Source organism: Kitasatospora sp. NPDC101157, from assembly GCF_044768255.1.
GTDB lineage: Bacteria > Actinomycetota > Actinomycetes > Streptomycetales > Streptomycetaceae > Kitasatospora.
Genome location: NZ_JBIWPL010000021.1, coordinates 115,941 through 141,428 on the forward strand (window position 1 = coordinate 115,941; position 25,488 = coordinate 141,428).

Genomic DNA, 25,488 nt, shown 5'->3' on the forward strand with positions numbered 1-25,488 from the left:
GACCCGACGGACGATCACCAGCGCATGAGGAGCACCGAATGAAGAGATGGATCGACGCGGTGAAGGACGAACTCGGCATCGACCTCGACGTCGACGTCAACGATCTGCTCGACATGACCCGGATCGTCGCCCACGAGGTGGCCCGCCCCGCCGCTCCGTTGACCGCGTTCCTGGTCGGCTACGCGGCCGCCCGCAGCGGCGGTGACCCCCAAGCGGTCACCGAAGCCAACCGCACGGTCTCCCGACTGGCCGAGCACTGGACGGCGAAGCAGCCCGAGGACGCGGGGACGGCATGAACCACCTGACACTCCCCAACCGCGCCGAGCACGGCACATCGCACCGAACCGAACGCGGCGTACGGAGCATGACTTGGGAACAGGCGCGGACAGCTGCCCAGAACAGCGCCGAAGGCCCGCTGCCCGCCGTCTCCCGCCTCCTCCCTGAGGCCCTCGGCCACGCCCTCGCCGAGCCACTGACGGCGCTCACCGACCTGCCACCGTTCGACACCTCCGCGATGGACGGCTGGGCGGTGGCCGGACCGGGCCCGTGGCGGCTGCGCGACGGCGGCATCCTGGCGGGCGCCGCGCCGGCCGTGCCGCTCGACCGCGGAACCGCCGTACCCATCGCCACAGGCGCTCCCCTGCCTCCCGGCGCGACGGCCGTCCTGCGCTACGAGCACGGTGGCCTGGCAGCATCCGGCGGCGATGTCCTGCACCACCTCACCCCGGACCTGGCCCCGAACCGCGACGTCCGGCCCCGCGCTCAGGAGTGCCGCCACGGTGACGTGCTCCTGCCTGCCGGCACGACCGTCACCCCCGCCGTGCTGGGCCTGGCGGCGGCCGCCGGCTACGACCGGCTGAGAGTTCACCGTCGACCTACCGTGGAACTCCTCCTCCTCGGTGACGAATTGCTGACTTCGGGCATCCCGGTCGCGGGTCGCGTCCGCGACGCCCTCGGTCCCCTGCTGCCGCCCCTACTGCGGAACGGCGGCGCCGACGTGGTCGGGGTCCACCGGGTGGGAGACGACCTCGGGCTGCTCGCTGACGCGCTGCGCGGCTCGCGCGCCGACATCGTGATCACCACCGGCAGCACCGCCGCCGGGCCGGCGGACTTCCTGCACCGCGCGCTCACCGAGACGGGTGCCCGGCTACTGGTCGACTCCGTCGCGGTACGCCCCGGCCACCCGATGCTGCTCGCCGAAATCACACCCACCGTCCACGGCCGGACCCGCACGCTGGTCGGCCTGCCCGGCAATCCGCTCGCCGCCATGGCAGGCACGCTGACCCTGGCCCAGCCACTGCTCCGACGGCTGGCCGGCCGAACGGACTCACCCCACCAGGTCACCGCCGCCGCCAACCTACCGGGCCACCCGCGGGACACCCGCCTAGTGCCGGTGGCGCTCAAGGAGTCCACCGCAAGCCCGCTGCCGTTCGACGGCCCGGCCATGCTGCGCGGACTGGCCCTCGCCGACGGTCTCGCCGTGGTACCGCCGGGCGGTGTGCCTGCCGACACCGTCGTCGAGGTACTGGGCCTGTCCGGCAACTGACCACAACCACCGGACAACTCCGTCCACGCCCTCAACGGCGTCAGATATGCCGGCGCCTCAGTGAACACGACGAGTGGATGGCCCTGCCGGAACCGGCCACGCGCAATGCGTGCACAACTCCCCGACCGCAAAGATCAGCGGCACTTCCGAACGGTGAACCGCCAGCGCGGATCGCAGCTGCGCGCAGTCCGCTCCACCATGAAGCCTTCCCAGAACGGACGGCCACCGGAAACACGCCAGCGGCAGTTCCTGGAACAACGCCAGCGGAACATTAGCCGCGAAGATCTGACCCAACCGAAGCCAGCGCATTTCCTGGCTGAGCATCGCGACCCCAAGCCGATAGCACATAGACGCAGAGCAAGCTGCTCAGCGACCGTGACCCGAGGGCTTGGCAACGCTTTCCGGCTACGAAGAGCTTTCCTTGTCGCACTTTCAAGGGGTGACAGCAGCTCAGCGAGCACGGCCAGGTTCTGGTGATCGCGTGGTGGTCGCACCGGAACGATCACTCGACCGAACTGCGAGCGAGGATTCAGGCCCAGAAATTCGAACAAATCTGCACGGATCAGTCACCGACGGGGCAGATCACGCATGGTGCCCGTCAACTCGACGGCAACATGTCACCCATTCAGGAGAGCTGAGGTCCTCCGACCGCGAGGCACCACGCTTGACCATCCAGCCTCAACTCCAGCCTGACTGCGGCGAGTTGTTTAGCACCGCCCACCATCAGGCGGCGTTCCCAGGCCGGTCAGGGGGCGTCCACCATGCGACCACCACCCCGCGACACGCACAAAAAGGCGCTTCCATCATTCCGATGGAAGCGCCCTCCGACCTGCGAAAACTCGCGGTCGGGACGACGGGATTTGAACCTGCGACCCCTTGCCCCCATCGGCCGCCGTCGAAGTCGTCGACGGCGGCCGGTGCCGGATGCCGCGGGTGGTTGCGGCGGGGGAGAGTCAGCCGGCCCGGTTCAGGGCAGTGGTGGCCTTCGTGCGGTGGTCGAGGTGGCTGGTGACGTCGACGACGCCGTCCACGCCGCGGCACAGGCGCTCGACCACCGCCGCCTGGCCGCCGTGGCCGAGCGCGCCGGTGAGGGTCACGCGGCCGTCCTGCACCCGGACGTCCACGGTGTCCGGGTCGATGCCCAGGAGGCGGCGCAGGACCTCGGCGCGGATCTCCTCGCGGATCGCCGCATCGTGGCGTAGGAACACGCGGAGCAGGTCGCTGCGGCTGACGATGCCCACCAGGCGGCCGGCCTCGTCGACGACGGGCAGGCGCTTGACGCGCTCGCTCTGCATCAGGCGGGCCGCTTCGACGACCGTCCACTCCGGGCGCGCGCACACGGCCGGGGTGGTCATGAGGCCCACGGCGGTGGTCGCCCGGCTGCGGGCGCGCTCGCGGGGCGGCAGGTCCGGGGTGAGCAGCAGGCCGGCGGGGTCCTCTTGGGCCGCTTCGTTGAGCAGCAGGTCGGCTTCGGAGACCAGGCCGAGTGGCCGGTCCTCGTGGTCCAGGACGGGCACGGCGGTGATGTCGTGCTCGGCGAGCAGTCGGGCGATCTCCTTGAAGCCGGTGTCGGGCCGTACGTGCACGACGGCCGGGGTCATCAGTTCTCCCACGATCCGGTGTCGCATGGTCGGTTCGCTCCTTTCCGATCGGCGGCGCGGCCGCGCGTCTGGTGCTGGGTGTGCGGGTCAGTCGTTCCGGTGGCGGACCACGACGACGGGGCAGGGCGCGTGCTGGACGCAGTGCTGGCCGACCGAGCCGAGCAGGGCTCCGGCGAAGCCTCCGTGGCCCCGGCTGCCGACGACCAGGAGGTCGGCGCCGCGGGCCGCGTCCAGCAGGCACGCCGCGGCGCCGCCCTCCTGCACCCGGGTCCTGATCTCAACCGGGGCGTCGGAGCCGGTCGCCTCCGTGACGCTGTCGTCGAGGGTCTTCCGCGCGATGCCCGGGAGATCCTCGTAGGCCTCGATCGGCACCGTCCAGCCGGTGGCCACCGGGTGCTGCCACGCGATCAGGGCCTCCACTACGGCCTCCTGTATGCGGGCCTGGCCGATGGCCCATCGGAGTGCGTCGACCGATGCCGGCGATCCGTCGACACCGACCACGATCCGCTGCTCCGGTCCGGTCTGCTCGCCCATGTGCCTTCTCCTTCGTGTTCTCGTTGGTCTCAACCATCGGCACTGCTGGCGAAGTTGCGAAGGACCGAACGGGTCCCGGAGGCCGGGACCTTCAGCCCGGTCCTTGCCCGGCACAGGAATGTGAGTTCTCTGCCGAGGGCGATGCCGTGCGGTGCGGTCTTGGGCGTGACGGTCCCGCCCGGACCGTGTGAGCGGCCGAGGTCGGGATCCACGCCATGCCCCTCAGCGCCCCTTGCACGGGGACGACGATCAGCGGGCACTCCGCGTGCTCGACGAGGGCATGGCTCACCGACCCGAGGAGCAGGCCCCGGAAGCCGCCGAGGCGACGCGAACCGACGACGAGACACAGGGCCCGAGCAGCCTCGCCCAGCAGTGCTCCCACGGGGCGCCCGAACACCACTTCGTGTTCGACCTCGACTCGCGGATCGCGCTTGCGCAACTCGCCGGTTGCACGGAGAAGCTCGGCCTCAGCCCGGCCCGCAGCCTCCGTGTGCGCGGCGGAGGTCCGCCCTGGACGGGCCCGGCAGACCTGGAGCACGCGCAGCACGGCACTGTGTGCCGCGGCCTGCGCGAAGGCGAGTTCCAGAGCCACCAGGGAGCCCGGCGATCCGTCCACTTCGACGACGACCAGCGGCCTGGGGGCATTCACGGCGGTATCCGCCTCGCGGACGACCGCCACCGGGCAGGGGGCGTGGGAGCTGAGCGGGACACCGATCGGCGGGAGCGTGAACACCTGCTCGGCAACCGGCCTGCGCTTGCCTCCGACCACCAGGAGCGAGGCGTCCGCGGCCTGCTCCAGCAGCCCGCGCGCCTGCGGCCCGTCGACCGCGCGGGTCTCGGTCTCCACACTGGGGTGCCACTGCTCGACGAGCTTGCGCGCCTGCGCCAGGACGATGTCGCCCCGCCCCGGAGGTGATCGTCCAGCAGCCGCGGGGGTCCCCACCCTGATCGGTCTGCGGTCACTCCAGGACGGCGACCAGCCGCAGAGCCCGGCCGGTGCGGGCGGCCTCGTCCGCCGCCCAGGTCACGGCTCCATGACTGGCCGCGGAGCGGCCGACGCCGACGACCACGGGCCCGAGCAGGGCCACGGGCTCGGGCCCGGGCGCGGGCACGGCGGGGGTCGGTCCGCGACTGTTCATGGGTCTCCTCCTCGGGTCCTGCGATAGGTGTCCGCCCGATCAACCCTTCCTTCGCGCACGCTGTTCGACAGGGTCCACGTTGCCCCGCGGCAGGGCCCGAAGGTCCCGGTCCACCGGTCCCGCGAACCCGGGATGCCACCGGGACCGTCGTTCCGCCACCGGTGACCAATGGCCCAACGACCCGCCGGCCGGCCCGGGAGCAAGCTGTCGTTCGCACCCCCGATCGATGGACTCGATCGCCCGGCACCAACCGCCGGGATCGCTGCTCATCCAGCCGATGGCGGTTCACTGCACGGCAGTTGAGGAGACCTCCGATGCCCAAGGCCCACCTGGTCGGAGGCGGCATCGCCGCCCTGTCCGCAGCAACGTTCCTCATCCGGGACGCGGGTTTCACCGGCGACGACATCCACCTCTACGAGGACCAGGGGGTGGTCGGCGGCAGCCTGGACGCGGGCGGTACGCCCGAGACGGGGTACACGATGCGCGGCGGCCGGATGTTCGAGGCCCAGTTCCGCTGCACGTACGACCTGCTATCCGGCATCCCGTCGCTGGACGACCCGTCGAAGTCGGCCACGCAGGACATCCTCGACTCGCACGACGAGTCCCCCTGGGACGACACCGCCCGGCTGGTGCGGGCGGGCGGCGAGATCTGCGACGGACACGCCATGGGCTTCTCCGAACGTCACCGGCTCGAACTGGTCAAGTGCCTGGCCACGCCCGAGCGGCTGCTGGACGGCAAGCGCATCACGGACTGCTTCGACGAGGGCTTCTTCACCACCGACTTCTGGTACATGTGGTGCACCACCTTCGCGTTCGAACCCTGGCACAGCGCCATCGAGTTCCGGCGCTACCTCAAGCGCTTCGTCCACCTCTTCCCGGAGTTCCAGACGATGTCCGGGATCTACCGGACCCGCTACAACCAGTACGACTCGATCGTCCGCCCGCTCACCGCCTGGCTCCTGGAGCAGGGAGTCCACCTTCACACCGGCCGCCGGGTCGCGGACCTGGCCTTCCGGCGCGGGCCGGGAACGAGCGTCGAGCGCATCCACTTCACCGGCGCGCACGCCGACATCCCGGTCGCCGAGGAGGACCTAGTGTTCGTCACCAACGGATCGATGACCGCCGATTCCGTCCTCGGCTCCCACACCGCCCCGCCGGCGAGCCCGAACACCTCTCTCAGTCCCGACTCCTTCCTGCTGTGGCACCGGATCGCCCGTGGCCGCGACGACTTCGGCAACCCCGCCGTCTTCGATCACCACCCGGACGAATCCACCTGGGAGTCCTTCACCGTCACTGCCAAGGACCCCGCCTTCCTCGACTGGATGGAGAAGTTCACCGGCCGCCCGACCGGCCGCGGCGGCCTGCTCACCCTCACCGACTCCCCGTGGCTGCTCACCGTCGTCGTCAACCGCCAGCCGGTCTACCAGCAGCAGCCCGAAGGCGTATCCGTGTGGTGGGGCTACGGCCTCTTCCCCGACAGGCCCGGCACCTTCGTCAAGAAGTCGATGCGGGAGTGCAGCGGCGCGGAGATCCTCCAGGAAGTCCTCCAGCACCTGGCCGTGGACCCCGACACCGCCGAGAAGATCACCGGGACCTCGACCGCCATCCCCTGCCTGATGCCGTACATCACCAGCCAGTTCCTCGCGCGCAGTCACGGCGACCGGCCGCAGGTGGTCCCGAAGGGCTCCACCAACCTCGCCTTCATCGGCCAGTACGCCGAGGTCCCCGACGACGTCGTCTTCACCGTCGAGTACTCCGTACGCACCGCCTGGGCCGCCGTCGCACAACTGCTCGACCTCGACCGGCAGCCCCCGGCCGTCCACGAGGGCCACCACGACCCGCACGTCCTGGCTGAGGCCCTGCACACCATGCACCGCAAGTAGCCCGCCCGGCGCGCCCGGGGGAGGCGGGCACCGCCCGCCTCCCCACTCCACCCGCACGACCCGGCCCGGCGCCTTGGAGCCCGGCGCCTCAAGGCCCGGCCGACCGTCCTGTCCCGGCGCCACAGAACGACCGATCCACCGTGAGGTCGACAAGGAGAGCTAGCCATGGCCGTCCATCACCCGCACCTCCCCCGGTTCACCCACCGTCTCACCACGGGCTGGCGCCCGGTCGCGACCCGGCGCTCCCCGGAGGCATCGGGCGCCGTCGCCCTGACCACCGGAACAGGGCTCGCCATCGCGGGCGCCAGGATCACCGTCGGCTTCGTCTTCCTCTGGGCCTTCCTCGACAAGACGTTCGGCCTCGGCTACGCCACCGGAGAGGCCGGCTCCTGGCTCAACGGCGGCTCCCCGACGAAGGGCTTCCTCAGCCACGTCTGGGCCGGTCCGCTCCAGTCCACCTTCCATGCCTGGGCCGGGCAGGCCTGGGCCGACTGGCTGTTCATGCTCGGCCTGCTCGGCATCGGCCTCGCGTTCGTCGGCGGCGTCGGGATGCGCGTCGCCGCCGGTGGCGGGACCCTGCTGCTGGCCCTGATGTGGGCCGCCGAGTGGCCACCCGCCCGCCATTTGGCCAACGGCGCCGCCAGCGGCTCCAGCAACCCCGTCGTCGACTACCACGTCGTCTACGCGCTGCTGCTCATCGCGCTGGCCGCCGTCGGCGCCGGCGACACGTGGGGGCTGGGGCGCCGCTGGGCCGCCCTCCCGGTCGTCCGCGAGCACGCCTGGCTCCGCTGAGACCCCACCGCCGTCTCGGAAGCACCGCACGCCGAGGCCCCGCTGCCGGAGCCGGCGGCACCAACCCCTCCACGGGGAAGGGTGCCGTCGGCTCCGGCGGTTTCCGGTTCAGCGCGCCCCTGATCTCCGACACCACACCGGCAGGCGTCCCTTGTCGGCTGGGGCAGCCAGACCGAGGCCGGCGCACCGTGTCAGGCCGCGGCGCCCACCAGCCACGGCGCTTCGACTCCCGGGCACACGAGAACGAGGCTTCCCCTCTGGGAGCCTCGCTCTCGCGCGATGCGTCCGCGGCCGATCAGGGCTGTCAGACGGTGTGCAGGCCGTGGGCCTCGAACACGGCACGCACCTTCGCCATCTGGTCGCTGGTGGGCACCGGGGTCTCCGCGAGCGAGCATTCCAGGCCCAGCGCACGCCACTTCGCCATGCCGAGCTTGTGGAACGGGAGGACATCGACCCGGGTGACGTTGCCCAGCGAGGCGGCGAAGGCGGCGACCCCCTCGACGTTCTCGACCGGGTCCGTCAGGCCGGGGACGAGGACGAAGCGGACCCAGACCTCCTTGCCGAGATCCGCCAGACGGCGGGCGAAGTCGAGGGTGGGGGCCAGCTCCCGTCCGGTGAGGTGCCGGTAGAGGGAGCGGTCCCAGGACTTGATGTCGAGCAGGACGAGGTCGGTGTCGGCGAGCAGCGCGTCGGTGGCACGGGCGCCCAGGAAGCCGGAGGTGTCCAGCGCCGTGTGCAGCCCGAGGTCGTGCTTGAAGCGGTGCAGCAACTCCCCGGTGAAAACCGGCTGAAGCAGCGGCTCGCCACCGCTGACGGTGGCGCCGCCGCCGGCGGCGCGGATGAACTCGACGCACCCGGCCGCCGCACCGACGATCTCGTCCGCGCGGATGCGTCGCCCGTCACGCAAGTGCCAGGTATCGGGGTTGTGGCAGTACAGGCAACGCAGCGGACACCCGGCCAGGAAGGCGACGAAGCGGGTGCCGGGGCCGTCGACGCCCGTGGACAGGTCCCAGGAGTGGAACATTCCGCCGGCCGGGCGCCTGCCGGCGACGGCGGCCGGTGTCTCAGCCGACGCGGATCGACTCGACAGATGGACGGGCAGAACGGGATCGGGCATGGGAATCTCCCGGTAAAGCGCGGTGCCGGCGCCCTTGGTCGGGGAAGCGCCGGCACCGCGAGCGGCGGATGCGGCCTACAGGGCGTCGTGGAAGGTGCGGCCGATCACGTCGAGCTGCTGCTCCCGCGTGAGCCGGACGAAGTTGACCGCGTAGCCGCTGACCCGGATGGTCAGCTGCGGGTACTTCTCCGGGTGGTCCATGGCGTCCAGCAGGGTGTCCCGGTCCAGGACGTTGACGTTCATGTGGAAGCCGCGGCAGGTGGTGTAGCCGTCCAGGACGCCGACCAGGTTGCACACCCGGTCCTCGGGGGTGCGGCCGAGCGCGTCCGGGGTGACGGTGTTGGTGAGCGAGATGCCGTCCTCGGCCTGGTCGTACGGCAGCTTGGCGACGGACAGCGCGCTCGCCACGTAGCCGTGGGCGTCGCGCCCGTTCATCGGGTTGGCGCCGGGGGAGAACGGCTCGCCGGCCCGCCGTCCGTCCGGGGTGTTGCCGGTCTTCTTGCCGTAGACGACGTTGGAGGTGATGGTCAGGACGGACTGGGTGTGCTCGGCGCCCCGGTAGGTGGGGTGCTTGCGCACCTTCGCCATGAAGTCCTCGACCAGCCGGACGGCGATCGAGTCCACCCGGTCGTCGTTGTTGCCGTACGCCGGGTACTCCCCGTCGACCAGGTAGTCGGTGACCAGCCCGGTCTGGTCCCGCACGGGCCGGACCTTCGCGTACTTGATGGCCGACAGCGAGTCGGCGGCCACCGCGAGCCCGGCGATGCCGCAGGCCATGGTGCGCCGGACGTCCCGGTCGTGCAGGGCCATCTCGATCCGCTCGTAGGCGTACCTGTCGTGCATGTAGTGGATGACGTTCAGGGCGTGGACGTACGTCCCGGCCAGCCACTCCACCTGCTCGTCGAGGCGGGCCAGCACCTCGTCGTAGTCGAGCACGGTTCCGTCGACCGGATCGGTGGCCGGGCCGACCTGGGCGCCGGTCAGCTCGTCCCGGCCGCCGTTGATCGCGTAGAGGAGGGTCTTGGCGAGGTTGACCCGCGCGCCGAAGAACTGCATTTGCCGGCCGACCTCCATCGCGGAGACACAGCAGGCAATCGCGGTGTCGTCGCCGAAGCGCGGGCGCATCAGCTCGTCGGACTCGTACTGCACCGAGGAGGTGTCGATGGAGACCCGGGCACAGAACTCCTTGAAGCCCTGCGGAAGTTGCGGTGACCAGAAGACGGTCATGTTCGGCTCGGGCGCCGGGCCCAGGTTATAGAGGGTCTGCAGGTAGCGGAAGGACGTCCGGGTGACCAGCGTCCGCCCGTCCGCTCCCATGCCTCCGATCGACTCGGTGACCCAGGTCGGGTCCCCGGAGAACAGCTCGTCGTACTCAGGGGTGCGCAGGAAGCGGACGATCCGCAGCTTGATGACGAAGTCGTCCACCAGCTCCTGGGCCTGGTCTTCCGTCAGCAGCCCTGCTTCCAGGTCGCGCTGGAGGTAGACGTCAAGGAAGGTCGAGGTGCGGCCGAGCGACATGGCCGCGCCGTTCTGCTCCTTGACCGCCGCCAGGTAGGCGAAGTAGAGCCACTGAATCGCCTCGCGGGCGGTCACGGCCGGGCCGGAGATGTCGTACCCGTAGCCGTCGGCCATCTGCTTGAGTTCGCCCAGCGCCCGGATCTGCTCGGCGAGTTCCTCGCGTTCGCGGATCGTCTCCTCGAGCCGGGCGGGGTCGGTGGGCGCGGCGTCCAGTTCGGCCTTCTCGGCGAGCTTGGCCTCGGTCAGACGGTCGACGCCGTAGAGGGCGACGCGGCGGTAGTCGCCGATGATCCGGCCGCGCCCGTAGGCGTCCGGCAGGCCGGTGATGACGCCGGCCTTGCGGGCGGCGAGGATCTCGGGGGTGTACGCGTCGAAGACGCCGTCGTTGTGGGTCTTGCGGTACTCGGTGAAGACCTTCTCCAGCTGCGGGTCGACCGGGTAACCGTAGGTCCGCAGCGCGCCCGCGACCATCCGCCAGCCGCCGTAGGGCATGATCGCGCGCTTGAGCGGGGCGTCGGTCTGCAGGCCGACGATCAACTCCCGCTCCCGGTCGATGTATCCGGGCGCGTGCGCGGTGATGCTCGACGGGACGTCGTACGCGATGTCGAGGACCCCCTTGGCGCGCTCCTCGGGGAAGCGGGCGGTGATCTGCCGCCACACCGCGGTGGTCCGCTCGGTGGGGCCGGCCAGGAAGGCGGCGTCGCCCTCGTACGGGGTGTAGTTGTGCTGAATGAAGTCCCGGACGTCGATGGCGTCCCGCCAGAGTCCGCCCTTGAAGCCGTCCCAGGCGCTCGTGGTGTTTTCCTGCTGCGAGGTGGTCATGTCGGTGTCCTCTCTCAGGCCTGGTCGCCGTAGTAGGCCTGGCGCATCAGCTGCTGCAGGTCGGCGGTCATCGGCATGCGGGGGTTGGCGGGTGCGCACTGGTCCTCGTAGGCGTTCATCGCCTGCTGGGGCAGGGCGGCGAGGAAGGCCGCCTCATCCACGCCGGCGGCCTTGAAGGAGCGCGGGATGCCGACCTTGTCGCGCAGTTCCTCCACGGCGGCGGCGAGGGACTCGACGCCCTGCTCCGGGGTGGCGGCCGGCAGGCCGAGCGTCCGGGCGATGGCCTGGTAGCGCTCGGGGGCGGTGTAGCTCTGGTACTTGGGCCAGCCGGTGACCTTGGCCGGGGCGGAGCCGTTCCAGCGGATCACGTGCGGCAGCAGGAGCGCGTTGGTGCGGCCGTGGGCGATATGGAAGGTTGCGCCGAGGGTGTGCGCCATGGCGTGGACCGCGCCCAGGAAGGCCGAGCCGAAGGCCATGCCGGCGATCGTCCCGGCGTTGTGCATCTTCTCCCTGGCCACCGGGTCGTCCGGGCCGTTCAGCACGGCCCGTTCCAGGTTCTCGTAGATGAGCCGGATGCCTTGGAGCGCGAGCCCGTCGGTGAAGTCGTTGGCGTAGACCGAGACGTAGGTCTCGATGCAGTGGGTGAGGGCGTCGAAGCCGGTGTCCGCGGTGACGTCCTTCGGCAGGTGTGTGGTGAGTGCCGGGTCGACGATGGCCACGCTCGGGGTGAGCGCGTAGTCGGCGAGCGGGTACTTCTGGCCGGTGGCGGTGTCGGTGATCACCGCGAAGGGGGTGACCTCGCTGCCGGTGCCGGAGGTGGTCGGGATGCACACCAGTCGAGCCTTCGCGCCGAGGTCGGGGAAGGTGAAGGCGCGCTTGCGGATATCGAAGAACTTCTCCTTCAGGTCCGCGAACTCGACCTCCGGGTGTTCGTACATCAGCCACATCACCTTGGCCGCGTCCATCGGCGAGCCGCCGCCCAGCGCGACGATGGTGTCCGGCTCGAACTCCCGCATCAGGGCGGCGCCCTTGCGGACGGTGTCGATGCTCGGATTCGGCTCGACGGAGTCGATGACCCGCACCTCGACCGGGTCACGGCGGTGGTCGAGCACGCCGCGGATCCGCTCCAGGTGGCCGATCTCCACCATGGTCCGGTCGGTGACGACGACGATCCGGTGCGCGTTCGGCATGCTCGCCAGGTACTTGACCGAGTTGCGCTCGAAGTAGATCTTCGGCGGGACCTTGAACCACTGCATGTTGGTGTTGCGCCGCCCGATCCGCTTGATGTTGACGAGGTTCAGCGCCGAGACGTTCCCGGACACCGAGTTGTGCCCGTAGCTGCCGCAGCCCAGGGTCAGCGAGGGCGTGAAGGCGTTGTAGACGTCACCGATGCCGCCCTGCGAGCTGGGCGCGTTCCAGATGATCCGGCAGGCCTTGACCGCGTGCCCGAACTCCTCCACGAACGCCGCGTCCTCGGTGTGCACCGCGGCCGAGTGCCCGAGCCCGTCGAACTCCACCGTGGCGGCGGCCAGCTCCACACCCTCCGGGCGGGAGCTGGCGGTGAGGACGGCCAGCACCGGGCAGAGCTTCTCCCGAGTCAGCGGCTCGGCCGGGCCGACCCGCTCGCAGTCGGCCAGGATCACCGAGGTGTCGGCCGCCACCACGAAGCCCGCCGCCTCGGCCACCTGCGCGGCCGAACGGCCCACCACCGCCGAGTTCAGCCGACCGCCCGAGCAGGAGGCGCCCGCTCCGGAGCCGAACAGGTACCGCTCCAGCAGCGCCTTCTCCTCGGCGCTCGCGTGGTGCGCCTTCAACGTGCGGAACTCGGCCAGCGCCGCGTCCCGGATCTCCCGGTCCAGGATCACCGCCTGCTCGGAAGCGCAGATCATCCCGTTGTCGAAGGACTTCGACAGCACGATGTCGTTCACCGCCCGCCGCAGATCGGCGCTCCGCTCCACGTACGCCGGGACGTTGCCCGCGCCGACGCCCAGGGCCGGCTTGCCGCAGGAGTACGCGGCCCGCACCATCGCGTTGCCGCCGGTGGCCAGGATCGTCGCCACGTCCGGATGGTTCATCAGGGCGTGGGTGGCGTCCATCGAGGGCTGGTCGATCCACTGGACGCAGTGTGTCGGCGCGCCGGCCGCCACCGCCGCGTCCCGGACGATCCGGGCGGCCTCGGCGGAGCAGCGCTGGGCCGAGGGGTGGAAGGCGAAGACGATCGGGTTGCGGGTCTTCAGCGCCAGCAGGCACTTGAAGATCACGGTCGAGGTCGGGTTGGTGACCGGGGTGATGCCCGCGACCACGCCGACCGGCTCGGCGATCTCCACGATGCCGTCGATCTCGTCCCGGTGCACCACCCCGACCGTCCTCGTCCGGGCCATCACGTGGGTGACGTTCTCGCAGGCGAAGACGTTCTTCACCGCCTTGTCCTCGAACACGCCGCGCCCGGTCTCCTCCACCGCCAGCACCGCCAGCGAGGTGTGCCGCTCCAGCGCGGCCAGCGAGGCCTTCTTGACGATGTGGTCGACCTGCTCCTGGGTGAACGGCGCGTACGCGGCCAGCGCGTCGAGCGCGTTGCGCACCAGACGGTCGACAGCGATGTCCGCGGTCGGCGCTACGACCTGGGCCTGGACCGGGGCGGAGGGGGCTTTCGCCTCGGTCTGTGTCTGGCGGGGCATGGGCTGGACCACCTTTCGGTTTCCGGGGAAGCTGGCGCCCGCAGATGTCCGGTCGGGCTGTCCACCGACAGCCTCTCCCGGCCGGTACGGGCCGGGCCCCGGCCATTGGGGGTAGTCCCGCGGGCCGAAGGTCCCCTCGTTCGCCCGCGTGGTCCCCTGTGGACACGCCGACGGCCGTGGGGGGGGGCGCCGGGGGGGCCCCCCCCCCCCCCGGGGGGGGGGGGGGGCGCCGGGGGCCCCCCCCCCCCCACGGCCCTGTGCGGGGTCGTTCTCAGTCGTGCGGCACGATCGCGACTGGGCTGTGCGCGTGATGGAGGACGGCGTGGGCGACGGAGCCCAGCCAGGGCGCGGCCGGGTGGAGCCTGGGCCGGCGGCGTCCCACCACCGTCAGGCAGGCGCTCCGGGAGGCCTCCACCAGGGCCCGCCCGGCCGGCCAGGCGGTGAGCTCGGCCTGGACCCGGACCTCCGGGTGCTTCTCCCGCCAGGGGGCCAGGGCGTCCTGGAGCCGCATCAGCTCCGCGGCTTCCAACGCCTCCCTGATCTCCCGCTGGTCCACCACGACCTCGGTCGAGTAGGGCCCCGCGGGCACCTTCCGGCTCTCCAGCACGCGCAGCGTCGCGCCCCGTGCCGCGGCCTGTTCGAAGGCGAAGGCGATGACGTCCGGGCATGCCTGGTCGCTGTCCAGCCCGACCACCACGTCGCCCTGGCCGCCGCCCTGGCCGTCGGCCCCGGCGCGGACCAGCACGACGGGGCAGTTCGCGTGGCCCGCCACCCGCAGCGAGACGGAGCCGACCAGCAGCCCGGCGAACCCTCCCAGCCCGCGCGAGCCGAGCACCAGCAGACCGTTGCGGCCACCGGCGGCGGCGAGCGCGTAGGCCGGATTCCCGGGGACGTGCTCGCAGGTCAACTCCAGCCCGGGCAGCACGCTCGCGATGTGGTCCCGGGTGGCGAGCACCGACGGCGGCAGCGGCTCGCCGCCACGGTCGGCCTCCCCGGGCGCGGGCGAGCTCGCGCCCCCGACGTGGAGCAGCCGCAGCGGCCGGCCGCTGCGGTGCGCCTCCTGGGCGGCCCACTCGGCCGCGGCCGTACTCGGCTCCGATCCGTCGACCCCGACCACTACGGCGTACGGCATGATGACAGCCCTCCCTCATTCGACGGTCGCGGCGCGGATACCGGCGACCCCAGTGTGCGATCCACGATCGCGGTCGCCGCGGGCCGGCCCCAGGGGCCGAGCAGCCCCAGGGACGGCCCGAAGGTCCCGGTCACGCCTCGGGGACGATGGCGACCGGGGAGAGCGCGTGGTGCAGGACGGCGTGGCCAACCGGGCCGAGCGCACCGACCAGGAACGCGGGCCGCCTGCCCAGCACCAGCAGTCGGGCCTTGGCCGACGCCTCCACCAGCGCCAGGCCCGCTCCCGCGCCCGTGCTGTCCGCGACGGCCTCGACCTCGGGATGGGCGGCTTGCCACGGTGCAAGGACGCGGGCGAGAAGTTCGTCCTCGTCGTCCGGCACCCCGGTGCCCGAGGCGTGCACGACGTGCAGCGGCAGTCCGTGGCGGTGTGCGGCGGCGAAGGCGAACTCCAGGGCGGCCTCGGCGGGCCGCCGGGCGTCCAGCCCGACCACGACCTGCTCGCGCGGTTCCGGGCCCGGCGGGTCCACCGGGAGCACCACCGCCGGGCAGCCGGCCCGGGCGGCCAGGTGCAGGGCGGTGGCCCCGACGCGCAGCCCGGGGAAGCCGCCGGCGCCGCGGGCGGCGACGACGACCAGTTCGGCGTCCTCCCCGGCGGCCACCAGCGCGACGGTGGCGAGGTCGTGGACCTCGTCGGTGCGGGTCTCCAGCTGCGGGTAGCGCACCGCCAGGACGTGGCGGACCTCGTGCAACAGGGCGCCCGGGTCGGGGCGCCGCCCGGCGGACCGGCTGGGCAGGAGCTGGGGCATCAGGGGCAGGGCGTGCAGGACGCGTAGCGGGCAGCACGCGCAGCAGCGCCTCGCGGGCGGCCCAGTCGGCGGCGGCCAGGCTGGCTTCGGAGCCGTCGACTCCGACGGTGACGGGCAGGTCCATGATGCTGTTCTCCTGACGGTCGGCCCCCCTGGTTTCGGGTCAGCCCTGCCAGGTCCAGTCGGTGACCTCGGGCAGGTCGGTGCCGTGCTCGCGGATCCAGTCGTGGTGACGGGTACGTCGGTCTGTCATCTCCTGGCGCAGGGCGGCGGCGCGCACGGCCAGGCCGGGGACGCGGTCGATGACGTCCATGACCAGGCGGTAGCGGTCCAGGTCGTTGCGGACCACCATGTCGAAGGGCGTGGTGGTGGTGCCGGACTCCTTGTAGCCGCGCACGTGCAGCTGCGGGTGGACGGCCCGGCGGTAGGCGAGGCGGTGGATCAGCCACGGGTAGCCGTGGTAGGCGAAGATCACCGGCCGATCACGGGTGAACAGGGCGTCGAACTCGGCGTCGGGCATCCCGTGCGGGTGCTCCTCCGCGGGCATCAGCCGGGCCAGGTCGACCACGTTGACCACCCGCACGCGGAGGCCGGGCAGGTGCCGGCGGAGCAGGTCGGCGGCGGCCAGGGCCTCCTGGGTCGGCACGTCCCCGGCGCAGGCGAGGACGACGTCCGGCTCGGTGCCGTCCTCGCTGCCGGCCCATTCCCAGATCCCGGCACCTCGGGCGCAGTGGGCGCGGGCCTGGTCGAGGGTGAGCCAGTCGAAGCAGGGCTGCTTGCCGGCGACCACGACGTTGACGTAGTCGCGGCTGCGCAGCACGTGGTCGGCGGTGGCGAGCAGGGTGTTGGTGTCCGGTGGGAAGTAGACCCGCACGGCTTCGGGGCTCTTGTTGAGGACGTGGTCGACGAAGCCGGGGTCCTGGTGGGAGAAGCCGTTGTGGTCCTGGCGCCAGACGTGGGAGGTGAGCAGGTAGTTGAGCGAGGCGACGGGAGCGCGCCAGGGCAGGGCGCGGGTGGTGCGCAGCCATTTGATGTGCTGGTTGACCATGGAGTCGACGATGTGGACGAAGGCCTCGTAGCAGGAGAAGAGGCCGTGTCGGCCGGTGAGGAGGTAGCCCTCCAGCCAGCCCTGGCAGGTGTGTTCGGAGAGGATCTCCATCACCCGGCCGTCGTGGGCGAGGTGTTCGTCGACGGGCAGGGTTTCGGCCTGCCACGCCTTGCCGGTCGCCCGGTAGACGGCCTGGAGGCGGTTGGAGGCGGTCTCGTCCGGGCCGACCAGACGGAAGTCCCGGCGCTCGGCGGTGGCGGCCGTCAGGTCGGCGAGCAGGTCGCCCAGGGCCCGGGTCGGTTCGTGCAGTGTCGCACCGGGCTTGTCCACGGGTACGGCGTAGCGCTCAAGTGACGGCATCGGCAGGTCCCGCAGCAGCAGGCCGCCGTTGGCGTGCGGATTCGCGCCGAGGCGGCGGGGGCCTTCGGGGACGCGGCCGAGGACCTGCGCCGATGGACGGCCGTGTTCGTCGAAGAGTTCCTCCGGCCGGTAGGAGCGCAGCCAGTCCTCCAGCTGCCGCAGGTGCGCGGGGTTGTCGCGGACCTGGTCGAGCGGCACCTGGTGGGCGCGCCAGGTGCCCGCGACCGGCAGGCCGTCCACCTCGGCCGGTCCGGTCCAGCCCTTGGGCGTGCGCAGCACGATCAGCGGCCAGTGCGGTCGGCGGGTGCTGCCGCCGGCGCGGGCCTCGTGCTGGATGGCGGCGATCCGGTCGAGGGCGGTGTCCATGGCCTCGGCCATGGCCCGGTGGACCGTGAGCGGGTCATCGCCGCCGACGTACAGCGGGTCGTGGCCGTAGCCGCGCAACAGGGCGTCGAGTTCCGCCTCGGGCAGGCGGGCGAGCACGGTCGGATTGGCGATCTTGTAGCCGTTGAGGTGCAGGATCGGCAGCACCGCGCCGTCGTGGACCGGGTCGAGGAATTTGTTGCCGTGCCAGGAGGCCGCCAGCGGGCCGGTCTCGGCCTCACCGTCGCCGATCACGCAGGCGACCAGCAGGCCGGGGTTGTCGAAGGCGGCACCGTAGGCGTGTGAGAGCGCGTAGCCGAGTTCGCCGCCCTCGTGGATGGAGCCGGGCGTCTCGGGTGCGACGTGGCTGGGCACACCGCCGGGGAACGAGAACTGGCGGAACAGCCGGGCCATTCCGGCCTCGTTGCGGGTGATGTCGGGGTAGGTGTCGGTGTAGCTGCCGTCGAGCCAGGAGTTCGCGAGGACGGCGGGCCCGCCGTGCCCGGGGCCCCAGACGCAGACGGCGTCGAGGTCCCGTGCGCTGATCACCCGGTTGAGGTGGGTGTGCACCAGGTTGAGGCCGGGCGAGGTGCCCCAGTGTCCCAGCAGGCGGGGTTTGATGTGCTCCGGGCGCAGCGGTTCGCGCAGCAGCGGGTTCGCCATCAGGTAGATCTGGCCGGCCGCGAGGTAGTTGGCGGCCCGCCAGTGGGCGTCGAGCGCCCGGATCTCCTCCTCGGAGGGTTCACCGGGAGCCGAACTTGGGGTGACGGACATGACTGTGCACTCCTCGGAGTCTGTCGGCTTCACCGACCGCCGACGGTCGGCCGACCTTCATCCTTACCCCTCGGCCGAGGTCCGCGCAGGGCCGAACAGGCCCCGTTCCACGGGATGCTGGGGGCCGGTGGTCCCTGCTGTCCACGACTTCATCCGGACGGCCCCGCACCGCGCTCCGCCCCGGGACGTACGGCCCCGAAGTGGGGACCGCTGGCCCTGCGTGCAGGTGCGTCGCGTGCCAGAGGCTGGCGGCACCTGCACACCCCGTGCAGGCGCGCCGCACGGCGCGGACGCGTGGACGAGTGGGACAGATCATGATCGACAGCGGGCGTGGGACGAAGGCCTACCTGGTCGGCGGCGGCATAGCGGCACTGGCCGCCGCGGCCTTCCTGATCCGCGACGGCGAGTTCCCCGGCGAGAACATCCACGTCCTGGAGCAGCTGCCGCTGGCCGGCGGCTCGCTCGACGGGCGCGGGTCCCCGGAACGGGCGTACGTCACCCGGGGCGGGCGGATGCTGGAGGACGAGGCGTACACCTGCCTGTGGAACCTCCTGGGGACGATCCCCACCCTCGACGACGAGAACGTCTCGGTGCGGGACGAGATCATCCGGTTCAACCGGGACTGCCCCACCCTTGCCAGGGCCCGGCTGATCGACCGGGACCACCGCGTCCTCGACGCCGCGCGCCTGGGTCTCGACGCCCAGGACCGGGTCGAGCTCGCCCGGCTGCTCGTCCTGCCGGAGTCGGTGATCGGCGACCGCCGGATCGACCAGTTCTTCTCCGAGCACTTCTTCGCCACGAACTTCTGGGCGATGTGGCGCACCACCTTCGCCTTCCAGAACTGGCACAGCGCGATCGAGCTCAAGCGCTACTTCCTGCGCTTCCTCCAGGAGTTCCCGCGCATCCACACCCTGGCGGGCGTGCGCCGCACCCGCCTCAACCAGTACGACTCCATCGTCCGGCCGCTCACCCGGTGGCTGCAGGAGCACGGTGTGCGCTTCGAGCACGGCGTCACCGTCACCGACGTCGACTTCACCGAGCAGGACGGCATCCGCCGCGCGAAGCGCCTCCACCTGCTCCGCGACGGCCAGCGGGAGACCGTCGAACTCGCCGACCTCGACCTGGCGTTCATCACGCTCGGCTCGATGACCGCCGACGCCGCCTACGGCGACGACGACACCGCACCGGAGCTGGTCCGGGACAAGCGGGACGGCAACTGGACACTGTGGGAGACCCTCTCCCGCAAGGCGCCGGACTTCGGCCAGCCGGCGGTCTTCAACGGCAACATCGGCGAAGCCGCCTGGGAATCCTTCACGTTGACCATGCGAAGCCCCGCACTGCTCGATCGCATCGAGGAGTTCAGCGGCAACGCCCCGGGCACCGGCGCGCTGATGACCTTCAAGGACTCGCCCTGGCTGATGTCGATCGTCGTTCCCCGCCCGCCGCACTTCGAGGGCCAGCCCGAGGACGTCTTCACCCTCTGGGGCTACGGCCTGTTCATCGACACACCCGGCGAGCACACCGGCACGACGATGGCCGAGTCCACCGGACGGGAGATCCTCACCGAACTCCTCGGCCAGCTCGGCTTCGACGACATCGCCGACGAGGTCCGCGCCACCACCACCGTCACCACCGTGATGATGCCCTACATCACCAGCCAGTTCGCCCGCCGCTCGGTCCACGACCGGCCCCGGGTGATCCCGCACGGTGCCCGGAACTTCGCCTTCCTCGGCCAGTACGTCGAGATCCCCGAGGACGTCGTCTTCACCGTCGAGTACTCGGTGCGCGGCGCCATGCACGCCGTGTACCAACTGCTCGGCCTCGACAAGCCGATTCCGCCCGTCCACCACGCCCTCTCCGATCCGAAGACGGCGTTCCGGGCGCTGAAGACCGCCTTCGGCCATTCGGGACCTTGGGCCCCGCCTGCGGACCCGGCCGGCCCTGGGATGCACAATCGCCCTCGGCCAGGCTGATCCCGAGCCTCAGGCGGGTGCGCCCGAGGCGGTCCCGAGCAGCGGAAAGTAGGGCACTGCCATGAGGAAGTTCGTTCTGGCCGGTATCGACGGTTCGGCCGAGAGCACCGCGGCAGCGCAGTGGGCGGCCGACGAAGCGGTGCGCCGCGGCCACGCCCTGCGACTCGTCCACGCCTGGACCTGGGAGGACGACGTCCACGCCGATCCCGGCCAACCGGCGCAGGTGCGCGCCCTGACCGAGCGCATGCTCGCCGACGCCGCGCGGCAGGTGCGCTCGGCCCACCCGGGGCTGGAGGTGCACACCGGCCTTCTGCCCGGCCACGAGCCGACCGCGTCCCTGCTCGCTGCCGCGGCCGAATCCGAACTGCTCGCCGTCGGTTCGCTGGGCCTGGGCGGCTTCGAGGGTCTGCTAGTGGGATCGGTCGGTCTGAACGCCGCGGCACGATGCGACGTGCCCGTCGTCCTGGTCCGGGCCGCCGCCCAGACGCAGCAGGCCGACGCCCGCGACGCCGCCGAGGTGGTCGTCGGCATCGACACCCGTGCCCCGGCGGACGAGGTCATCGACTTCGCGTTCCGGGAAGCCGCGGCCCGCGGCACCGTGCTGCGTGCCGTTCACGGCTGGACTCCTCCGGCGGTCTGGGGCTACGCGGGCTGGGTGGCACCGCGGATCGAGACCGAGCAGTTCCGCACCATCGAGGACGAGTTGCTCAGCCAGGCACTCAGCGTGCGGCGGGACAAGTACCCGGACGTCGCGGTGGTCGAGGACAGCCGGATCGCCGGCGGCGCCGGCGCGGTGGTGGACGCATCCGGCAACGCCGCACTCGTCGTGGTCGGCCGCCACCGGCGCCGCCACCACCTCGGCCTGCGCCTCGGACCGGTCGCCCACGCGGTGATCCACCACGCACAGGCGCCGGTCGCCGTCATCCCGCACGACTGAAACGGCGCAGGTGCCCTCCGGGGTACCGGGCGCAAAGCGATGACGCTCCGATGCCGCGTCCACCCCAGGTGGACGCGGCATCCGGCTTCCGGCCTGCGCTCGACCTGCGCCCGCGCCGGTCAGTGCTCCGCGAAGTGCGTGGGTTCGGCGGGCATCGGCAGAAGTGAACGACCGGCAGACAAGGATCACCCCCGACGCGGCAGCGTGGATCCGCACTCAGCAGTGCGTGTGGAACAGCCTCGCGTCCAGAGCAGCGCCCAACGCCACGGCCCGCCACCGTGGCTTCGGTGGCGGGTCATGCGCGCGGATGTCCAGGGCCGCTCCAGGGCGGCCGGAGGACGGCCCCAACCGCTCCCCCGCTCGCATTACCGGTCCCGGCTGGCCCCCGGCTCGCGCTGGCTATTGCGCGGGTGTGATGAGGCCGTAGTGGCCGTCGTAGCGGTGGTACAGGATGTTGCCACGACCGGTCTCGCCGTTCGTGAAGAAGACGAACGGCAGGCCGCTCAGGTCGAGGCGCGAGACGGCGTCGGCGACGGTCAGTTCGGGCACGGCCGTGGTGCTCACCGCGATGCCCGGCTCGGCTTCGGGTGCGGGCCCGGCCGAGACGATCCGGTACGTCCCGGTCGCCCCGTCGTGGTGGACGACGCTGTCGCAGCCCGTCGCCGCGTCGGTGTACAGGTGGAAGTCGTAGTCCATCGCTTCCAGTTCGAACACCGCCGCCCAGATGGTCTGGCGCGCGAGGCTGTAGCTCTTGTGCCGCACGATGCGGCGCTCCTCGGCATCCAGCACCCGGCGCTGCGGCCTGTGCTCGCGCCCGCTGGCCGCGGGCGGCTCGGTGTGGTGGCGGTGGTGCCGCTGGTGGGTCCGGACCCGAGCGATCCTGGCGTTCAGCCGGTCCTGGAGCAGGTCGACAGCTTCCTGCATGGTGGTGGCGGCGACGTGGGCCCGGACGGGCCGGCCGTTGAGGTCGAGCGTGGCCTGGGCGGTCGACGGCTTGGCCACGGCGTGGTTGGGCTCCTGGGTGAGCTTCACCCGGACCGCGAGGACCGGCTCGTCGAGGCGTTCGAGCACCGCGAGCAGCTTGGTCCGGGCGTAGTCGGGTGCGGCCAGGGAGACTTCGCCGCGGGTCGCCACCAGGACCTCGGTGGCGGGTCGGGCCTGCAGACGGGTCATCGCAGTTTCCTTCCGGGTGGTTGTCAGACTGCCGCGCGCTGATCGGCCGGGCCGAGGGTCGAAGGTCCCGCCGGCAACGCCTTGGGTCCCTCCCCTGCGGCGCCCGGCAGTGCGCGGACGGTGGTGCCGGTGGTGCCGAGGATCGTGCCGAGGGCGTTGTCGAGGGGGCCGATGGCCGCGAGATGGCCGGTCCGCTCCGCGAAGGCGGCGGCGGCCTCGGCCTTGGGCCGCATCGACCCTTCCGGCAGGTCCAGTTCGCGCAGCCGGTCGGGTGTGACGCTGACCAGCGGGCCGGGACGAGTGGAGCCGAAGCGGGTGAAGACATGGGTGACGTCGGTGAGGATCAGCAGCGCGTCGGCGTCGAGCTGTTCGGCGAGCAGCGCCGCGGCCAGGTCCTTGTCAACGACCGCCTCGACACCGTGGACGAGGCCGGTGTCCGGGTTCCGCTTCACCGGGACACCGCCGCCCCCGGCGGCGATCACCACCGAGCCCGTGGCCAGGAGCGCCCGGATGGCCGGGAGTTCGACGATCGCCGTGGGACGGGGTGAGGGAACGACCCGGCGCAGGTGCTCACCGTCCCGCGCGATCGTCCAGCCCCGCTCGACCTCCATCATCCTGGCCTGGTGATCGGTGAGTTGCCCGCCGATGAACTTGCCCGGCCGCTGGAAGGCGGGATCGTGGGGGTCGACCTCGGTGTGGGTCACCAGTGCGGTGACGGCGCGGCCCGGCAGTCGGCCCATGAGCTCGCGGGCGAGCAGGGTGCCGATCATGCCCTGGGTCTGGGCGCCGAGGACGTCCAGCGGGTACGGCGCGGTGAGCGCCGGGTCGGCCTCGCTCTCCTGCGCGAGCAGGCCGATCTGCGGCCCGTTGCCGTGGGTGATCACCAACTCGTGCCCGGCGGCGACGAGTTCGGCGAGCGAGCGGGCCGCGTCGTGGACGTGGTGCTGCTGGACGGCGGCGTCGGGGTGCTCGCCCCGCTGGAGCAGGGCGTTCCCGCCGAGTGCGGCGACGATGCGCATGGTCACTTCCTCCCGAGGGTGGCGACGAGGATCGCCTTGATGGTGTGCATGCGGTTCTCGGCCTGGTCGAAGACCAGCGAGGCCGGCGACTCGAAGACCTCGTCGGTGACTTCGAGGCCGTCGAGCCCGTGTTCTGCGGCGAGTTCGGCGCCAAGGTCGGTGCGACGGTCGTGCAGGGCGGGCAGGCAGTGCAGGAACGCAGTGTCCGCCTTGCCGGTCGCCGCCATCGTCTTCGCGTTGACCTGGTACGGCAGCAGCCGGGCGATGCGCTCGGACCATCGGGCGTGGTCCTCGCCCATCGACACCCATACGTCGGTGTAGAGGTAGTCCGCTCCGCGCACGGCCTCCTCGACCTCGTCGGTGAGCGTGAACCGGGCGCCGCTGTCCCGGCCGAGCCGGAGGCACTCCGAGACGAGCTCCGGATCGGGCCACAGGTCGCGCGGGGCCGCGATGCGAACGTCCATGCCGAGCAGACTGGCCATGACCATCAGGGAGTTGGCGGTGTTGTTGCGGGCGTCGCCGAGGTAGCAGAAGGAGATCTCCCCCAGCGGCTTTGCGCTGTGCTCGCGCATCGTGAACACGTCGCACAGGCTCTGGGTGGGGTGGCACTGGTCGGTGAGGCCGTTGTACACCGGGACACCGGCACGGGCCGCGAGTTCGGTGACGGCGTCCTGGTCGAAGCCGCGGTACTCGATGGCGTCGTACATCCGGCCGAGGACGCGGGCGGTGTCGGCGATGCTCTCCTTGTGGCCGATGTGCGAGCCGTCCGGGCCCAGGTAGGTGGTCATGGCGCCCTGGTCGGCGGCGGCGACCTCGAAGGCGCAGCGGGTCCGGGTGGAGCTCTTCTCGAAGATCAGGGCGATCCGGCGGCCGGTCAGCCGGGGCGTCTCGGTGCCCGTCCGCCGGGCCGCCTTCAGCTCGGCGGCGAGGTCGAGCAGGTGGTGGATCTCGGCGGCGGTGAAGTCGAGTTCGCGCAGGTAGTGGCGGCCGGTGAGGTCGACGGTCATGGCGGTTGCTCCTAGGCGGTCAGTGGGCTCGGCGGTCAGTTGGCGGGGTCGCGCTGGATCGGGCAGCTCATGCAGCGCGGGCCGCCCCGGCCGCGGCCGAGCTCGGAGCCGGCGATGGTGACGATCTCGACGCCCTGCTTGCGCAGGTAGGTGTTGGTGGCGGTGTTGCGTTCGTAGCCGACGACGACGCCGGGGGCGAGGGCGAGGAAGTTGCTGCCGTCGTCCCACTGTTCGCGCTCGGCGGCCCGCTCGTCCTGTTCGGCGGACAGGAACCGGACCTTGTCCAGGTCGAGGGCCTCGGCGAGCGAGGCGGCGAGGTCGGTGTCGGTCCGCACGTCGAAGCCGGTCGGGAGCTCGGGGGCGGGGGTGAGGGTCCAGGAGCGCATGTCGTCGGCCAGGCCCGGATAGACGGTGAAGGTGTCCCGGTCGATCATCGTCAGGACGGTGTCCAGGTGCATGAACGCCCGGCTCTCCGGCAGGCGGACGGCGATCAGCCGGTGCGCGGTGCCGGTCAGGAACAGCTGCTGGGCGAGGGTTTCGACGGCCTGCGCCGTGGTGCGCTCGCCCATCCCGACCATGACGACGCCCGGGGCGACGACGTGGACGTCCCCGCCCTCCAGGCTCAGCCCAGGCGGCGTGGTGGTTCCGTCGAGCAGCGGGGGCGCGGTCTCGGCGAACAGCGGGTGGAAACGGTAGATCGCGGCGGTGTGCAGGGTCTCCCGCCTGCGGGCCGGCTTCGCCATCGGGTTCAGGCTGTAACGGCCGCCGATCCAGCAGGAGTTGTCCCGCGGGAAGAGGTGATTGGGCAGCGGCGGGAGGGCGAAGTCCTGCTCGCCGAGGGTGTTCCAGTGCAGGCTGCGGGGGCTGCGCAGCGGCAGGTCGTGCTTGAGCACGCCGCCGATCAGGTATTCGGCGAGGGTGGTGCCGTCGAGCTGCGCGCACAGCTCGCGCACTGGCTCGACCAGGGCAGGGCCGACAACGGCCGGGGTGACCACCTGCCCCAGCAGCCAGGACCGGGCCGGCGGCAGGTCGAGGGTCTCGGCGAGCAGGTCGGCGTAGTGGTGCACGCGCACGCCGTGGTCGCGCAGTACCTGGGCGAAGGCGTCGTGCTCCTCGCGGGCGCGCTTGGCCCACAGGATGTCGTCGAAGAGCAAGTCGTCGACGTTGCGCGGGGTCAGCCGGGACAGCTCCAGGCCCGGACGGTGCAGGATCACCTGACGCAGGCGGCCCGCTTCGGAATCGACACGCAGGGTGGACATCGGTGGTG

Annotated in this window: 20 protein-coding genes; 6 read left to right on the forward strand and 14 right to left on the reverse strand. The window is 71.7% G+C overall.

Features of this window, described 5'->3' with window-relative positions; translation table 11 throughout:
• Positions 1-38 precede the first annotated feature (38 nt).
• Positions 39-296: a DUF6457 domain-containing protein gene (locus ACIRVF_RS31905; protein ID WP_402825530.1), complete on the forward strand. Its 258-nt coding sequence runs from the start codon at positions 39-41 to the stop codon at positions 294-296.
• Positions 297-364: 68 nt separating this feature from the next.
• Positions 365-1,546, forward strand: coding sequence for a molybdopterin molybdotransferase MoeA (locus tag ACIRVF_RS31910; protein WP_402825533.1), 1,182 nt, complete (start codon positions 365-367; stop codon positions 1,544-1,546).
• Positions 1,547-2,499: 953 nt separating this feature from the next.
• Here ACIRVF_RS31910 and ACIRVF_RS31915 read toward each other — a convergent pair.
• The 4 genes from ACIRVF_RS31915 to ACIRVF_RS31930 form a co-directional block, all read right to left on the reverse strand.
• The gene (locus ACIRVF_RS31915) at positions 2,500-3,174 is read right to left on the reverse strand and encodes a CBS domain-containing protein (protein ID WP_402825535.1); all 675 of its coding nucleotides are present in this window, start codon (positions 3,172-3,174) and stop codon (positions 2,500-2,502) included.
• Positions 3,175-3,234: 60 nt separating this feature from the next.
• Positions 3,235-3,681 (reverse strand): universal stress protein, encoded by a 447-nt coding sequence (locus tag ACIRVF_RS31920; protein WP_402825538.1) that lies wholly within the window; start codon positions 3,679-3,681, stop codon positions 3,235-3,237.
• Between the two features lie 91 nt (positions 3,682-3,772).
• Positions 3,773-4,624 (reverse strand): universal stress protein, encoded by an 852-nt coding sequence (locus ACIRVF_RS31925; protein WP_402825541.1) that lies wholly within the window; start codon positions 4,622-4,624, stop codon positions 3,773-3,775.
• 16 nt (positions 4,625-4,640) lie between these two features.
• Positions 4,641-4,820 carry a hypothetical protein gene (locus ACIRVF_RS31930; RefSeq protein ID WP_402825544.1) on the reverse strand — a complete coding sequence of 60 codons (180 nt, stop codon included), beginning with the start codon at positions 4,818-4,820 and terminating at the stop codon, positions 4,641-4,643.
• A 314-nt stretch (positions 4,821-5,134) separates the two neighbouring features.
• On the opposite strand from ACIRVF_RS31930, the gene ACIRVF_RS31935 reads away from it, so the two are divergent.
• Together ACIRVF_RS31935 and ACIRVF_RS31940 are read left to right on the forward strand one after the other, a co-directional pair.
• Positions 5,135-6,703: an oleate hydratase gene (locus tag ACIRVF_RS31935; RefSeq protein WP_402825547.1), complete on the forward strand. Its 1,569-nt coding sequence runs from the start codon at positions 5,135-5,137 to the stop codon at positions 6,701-6,703.
• Between the two features lie 165 nt (positions 6,704-6,868).
• Positions 6,869-7,495 (forward strand): hypothetical protein, encoded by a 627-nt coding sequence (locus ACIRVF_RS31940; protein WP_402825549.1) that lies wholly within the window; start codon positions 6,869-6,871, stop codon positions 7,493-7,495.
• Between the two features lie 304 nt (positions 7,496-7,799).
• Here ACIRVF_RS31940 and pflA read toward each other — a convergent pair whose 3' ends face one another.
• From pflA to ACIRVF_RS31970, 6 genes are all read right to left on the reverse strand, one after another.
• Complete coding sequence (gene pflA, locus ACIRVF_RS31945) at positions 7,800-8,612, reverse strand: pyruvate formate-lyase-activating protein (protein WP_402825552.1); 813 nt, start codon at positions 8,610-8,612, stop codon at positions 7,800-7,802.
• A 75-nt stretch (positions 8,613-8,687) separates the two neighbouring features.
• Complete coding sequence (gene pflB, locus ACIRVF_RS31950; RefSeq protein ID WP_402825554.1) at positions 8,688-10,952, reverse strand: formate C-acetyltransferase; 2,265 nt, start codon at positions 10,950-10,952, stop codon at positions 8,688-8,690.
• A 14-nt stretch (positions 10,953-10,966) separates the two neighbouring features.
• Positions 10,967-13,630 carry a bifunctional acetaldehyde-CoA/alcohol dehydrogenase gene (adhE, locus tag ACIRVF_RS31955; protein ID WP_402825557.1) on the reverse strand — a complete coding sequence of 888 codons (2,664 nt, stop codon included), beginning with the start codon at positions 13,628-13,630 and terminating at the stop codon, positions 10,967-10,969.
• 271 nt (positions 13,631-13,901) lie between these two features.
• Complete coding sequence (locus tag ACIRVF_RS31960; protein WP_402825560.1) at positions 13,902-14,762, reverse strand: universal stress protein; 861 nt, start codon at positions 14,760-14,762, stop codon at positions 13,902-13,904.
• 130 nt (positions 14,763-14,892) lie between these two features.
• Positions 14,893-15,585, reverse strand: a complete 693-nt coding sequence (locus ACIRVF_RS31965; RefSeq protein ID WP_402825642.1) for a universal stress protein — start codon at positions 15,583-15,585, stop codon at positions 14,893-14,895.
• Between the two features lie 145 nt (positions 15,586-15,730).
• Positions 15,731-18,112, reverse strand: a complete 2,382-nt coding sequence (locus ACIRVF_RS31970) for a phosphoketolase (RefSeq protein WP_402825563.1) — start codon at positions 18,110-18,112, stop codon at positions 15,731-15,733.
• Between the two features lie 314 nt (positions 18,113-18,426).
• On the opposite strand from ACIRVF_RS31970, the gene ACIRVF_RS31975 reads away from it, so the two are divergent.
• On the forward strand, positions 18,427-20,085 hold the full coding sequence (locus ACIRVF_RS31975) for an oleate hydratase (RefSeq protein WP_402825566.1): 1,659 nt from the start codon (positions 18,427-18,429) through the stop codon (positions 20,083-20,085).
• Positions 20,086-20,146: 61 nt separating this feature from the next.
• Positions 20,147-21,022: a universal stress protein gene (locus tag ACIRVF_RS31980; protein ID WP_402825569.1), complete on the forward strand. Its 876-nt coding sequence runs from the start codon at positions 20,147-20,149 to the stop codon at positions 21,020-21,022.
• Between the two features lie 399 nt (positions 21,023-21,421).
• Here ACIRVF_RS31980 and ACIRVF_RS31985 read toward each other — a convergent pair whose 3' ends face one another.
• The 4 genes from ACIRVF_RS31985 to ACIRVF_RS32000 are packed head-to-tail and all read right to left on the reverse strand — an operon-like array spanning position 21,422 to position 25,480.
• A complete protein-coding gene (locus tag ACIRVF_RS31985) occupies positions 21,422-22,195 on the reverse strand; it encodes an HPF/RaiA family ribosome-associated protein (RefSeq protein WP_402825572.1) in 774 nt (257 codons plus the stop codon).
• Between the two features lie 23 nt (positions 22,196-22,218).
• Entirely contained in the window at positions 22,219-23,214 is a 996-nt protein-coding gene (locus tag ACIRVF_RS31990; protein WP_402825575.1) for a carbamate kinase, read from the reverse strand.
• A 2-nt stretch (positions 23,215-23,216) separates the two neighbouring features.
• Positions 23,217-24,221 (reverse strand): ornithine carbamoyltransferase, encoded by a 1,005-nt coding sequence (gene argF, locus ACIRVF_RS31995; RefSeq protein ID WP_402825577.1) that lies wholly within the window; start codon positions 24,219-24,221, stop codon positions 23,217-23,219.
• 35 nt (positions 24,222-24,256) lie between these two features.
• A complete protein-coding gene (locus tag ACIRVF_RS32000) occupies positions 24,257-25,480 on the reverse strand; it encodes an arginine deiminase (RefSeq protein WP_402825580.1) in 1,224 nt (407 codons plus the stop codon).
• Between the last annotated feature and the right edge of the window lie 8 nt (positions 25,481-25,488).

What these genes read in the sequence shown, in the direction of transcription:
- ACIRVF_RS31905 (WP_402825530.1), top strand. Translation starts at nt 39, where the DNA reads ATGAAGAGATGGATCGACGCGGTGAAGGACGAACTCGGCATCGACCTC.
- ACIRVF_RS31910 (WP_402825533.1), top strand. Translation starts at nt 365, where the DNA reads ATGACTTGGGAACAGGCGCGGACAGCTGCCCAGAACAGCGCCGAAGGC.
- ACIRVF_RS31915 (WP_402825535.1), bottom strand. Translation starts at nt 3,174, where the DNA reads ATGCGACACCGGATCGTGGGAGAACTGATGACCCCGGCCGTCGTGCAC.
- ACIRVF_RS31920 (WP_402825538.1), bottom strand. Translation starts at nt 3,681, where the DNA reads ATGGGCGAGCAGACCGGACCGGAGCAGCGGATCGTGGTCGGTGTCGAC.
- ACIRVF_RS31930 (WP_402825544.1), bottom strand. Translation starts at nt 4,820, where the DNA reads ATGAACAGTCGCGGACCGACCCCCGCCGTGCCCGCGCCCGGGCCCGAG.
- ACIRVF_RS31935 (WP_402825547.1), top strand. Translation starts at nt 5,135, where the DNA reads ATGCCCAAGGCCCACCTGGTCGGAGGCGGCATCGCCGCCCTGTCCGCA.
- ACIRVF_RS31940 (WP_402825549.1), top strand. Translation starts at nt 6,869, where the DNA reads ATGGCCGTCCATCACCCGCACCTCCCCCGGTTCACCCACCGTCTCACC.
- pflA (WP_402825552.1), bottom strand. Translation starts at nt 8,612, where the DNA reads ATGCCCGATCCCGTTCTGCCCGTCCATCTGTCGAGTCGATCCGCGTCG.
- pflB (WP_402825554.1), bottom strand. Translation starts at nt 10,952, where the DNA reads ATGACCACCTCGCAGCAGGAAAACACCACGAGCGCCTGGGACGGCTTC.
- adhE (WP_402825557.1), bottom strand. Translation starts at nt 13,630, where the DNA reads ATGCCCCGCCAGACACAGACCGAGGCGAAAGCCCCCTCCGCCCCGGTC.
- ACIRVF_RS31960 (WP_402825560.1), bottom strand. Translation starts at nt 14,762, where the DNA reads ATGCCGTACGCCGTAGTGGTCGGGGTCGACGGATCGGAGCCGAGTACG.
- ACIRVF_RS31970 (WP_402825563.1), bottom strand. Translation starts at nt 18,112, where the DNA reads ATGTCCGTCACCCCAAGTTCGGCTCCCGGTGAACCCTCCGAGGAGGAG.
- ACIRVF_RS31975 (WP_402825566.1), top strand. Translation starts at nt 18,427, where the DNA reads ATGATCGACAGCGGGCGTGGGACGAAGGCCTACCTGGTCGGCGGCGGC.
- ACIRVF_RS31980 (WP_402825569.1), top strand. Translation starts at nt 20,147, where the DNA reads ATGAGGAAGTTCGTTCTGGCCGGTATCGACGGTTCGGCCGAGAGCACC.
- ACIRVF_RS31985 (WP_402825572.1), bottom strand. Translation starts at nt 22,195, where the DNA reads ATGACCCGTCTGCAGGCCCGACCCGCCACCGAGGTCCTGGTGGCGACC.
- ACIRVF_RS31990 (WP_402825575.1), bottom strand. Translation starts at nt 23,214, where the DNA reads ATGCGCATCGTCGCCGCACTCGGCGGGAACGCCCTGCTCCAGCGGGGC.
- argF (WP_402825577.1), bottom strand. Translation starts at nt 24,221, where the DNA reads ATGACCGTCGACCTCACCGGCCGCCACTACCTGCGCGAACTCGACTTC.
- ACIRVF_RS32000 (WP_402825580.1), bottom strand. Translation starts at nt 25,480, where the DNA reads ATGTCCACCCTGCGTGTCGATTCCGAAGCGGGCCGCCTGCGTCAGGTG.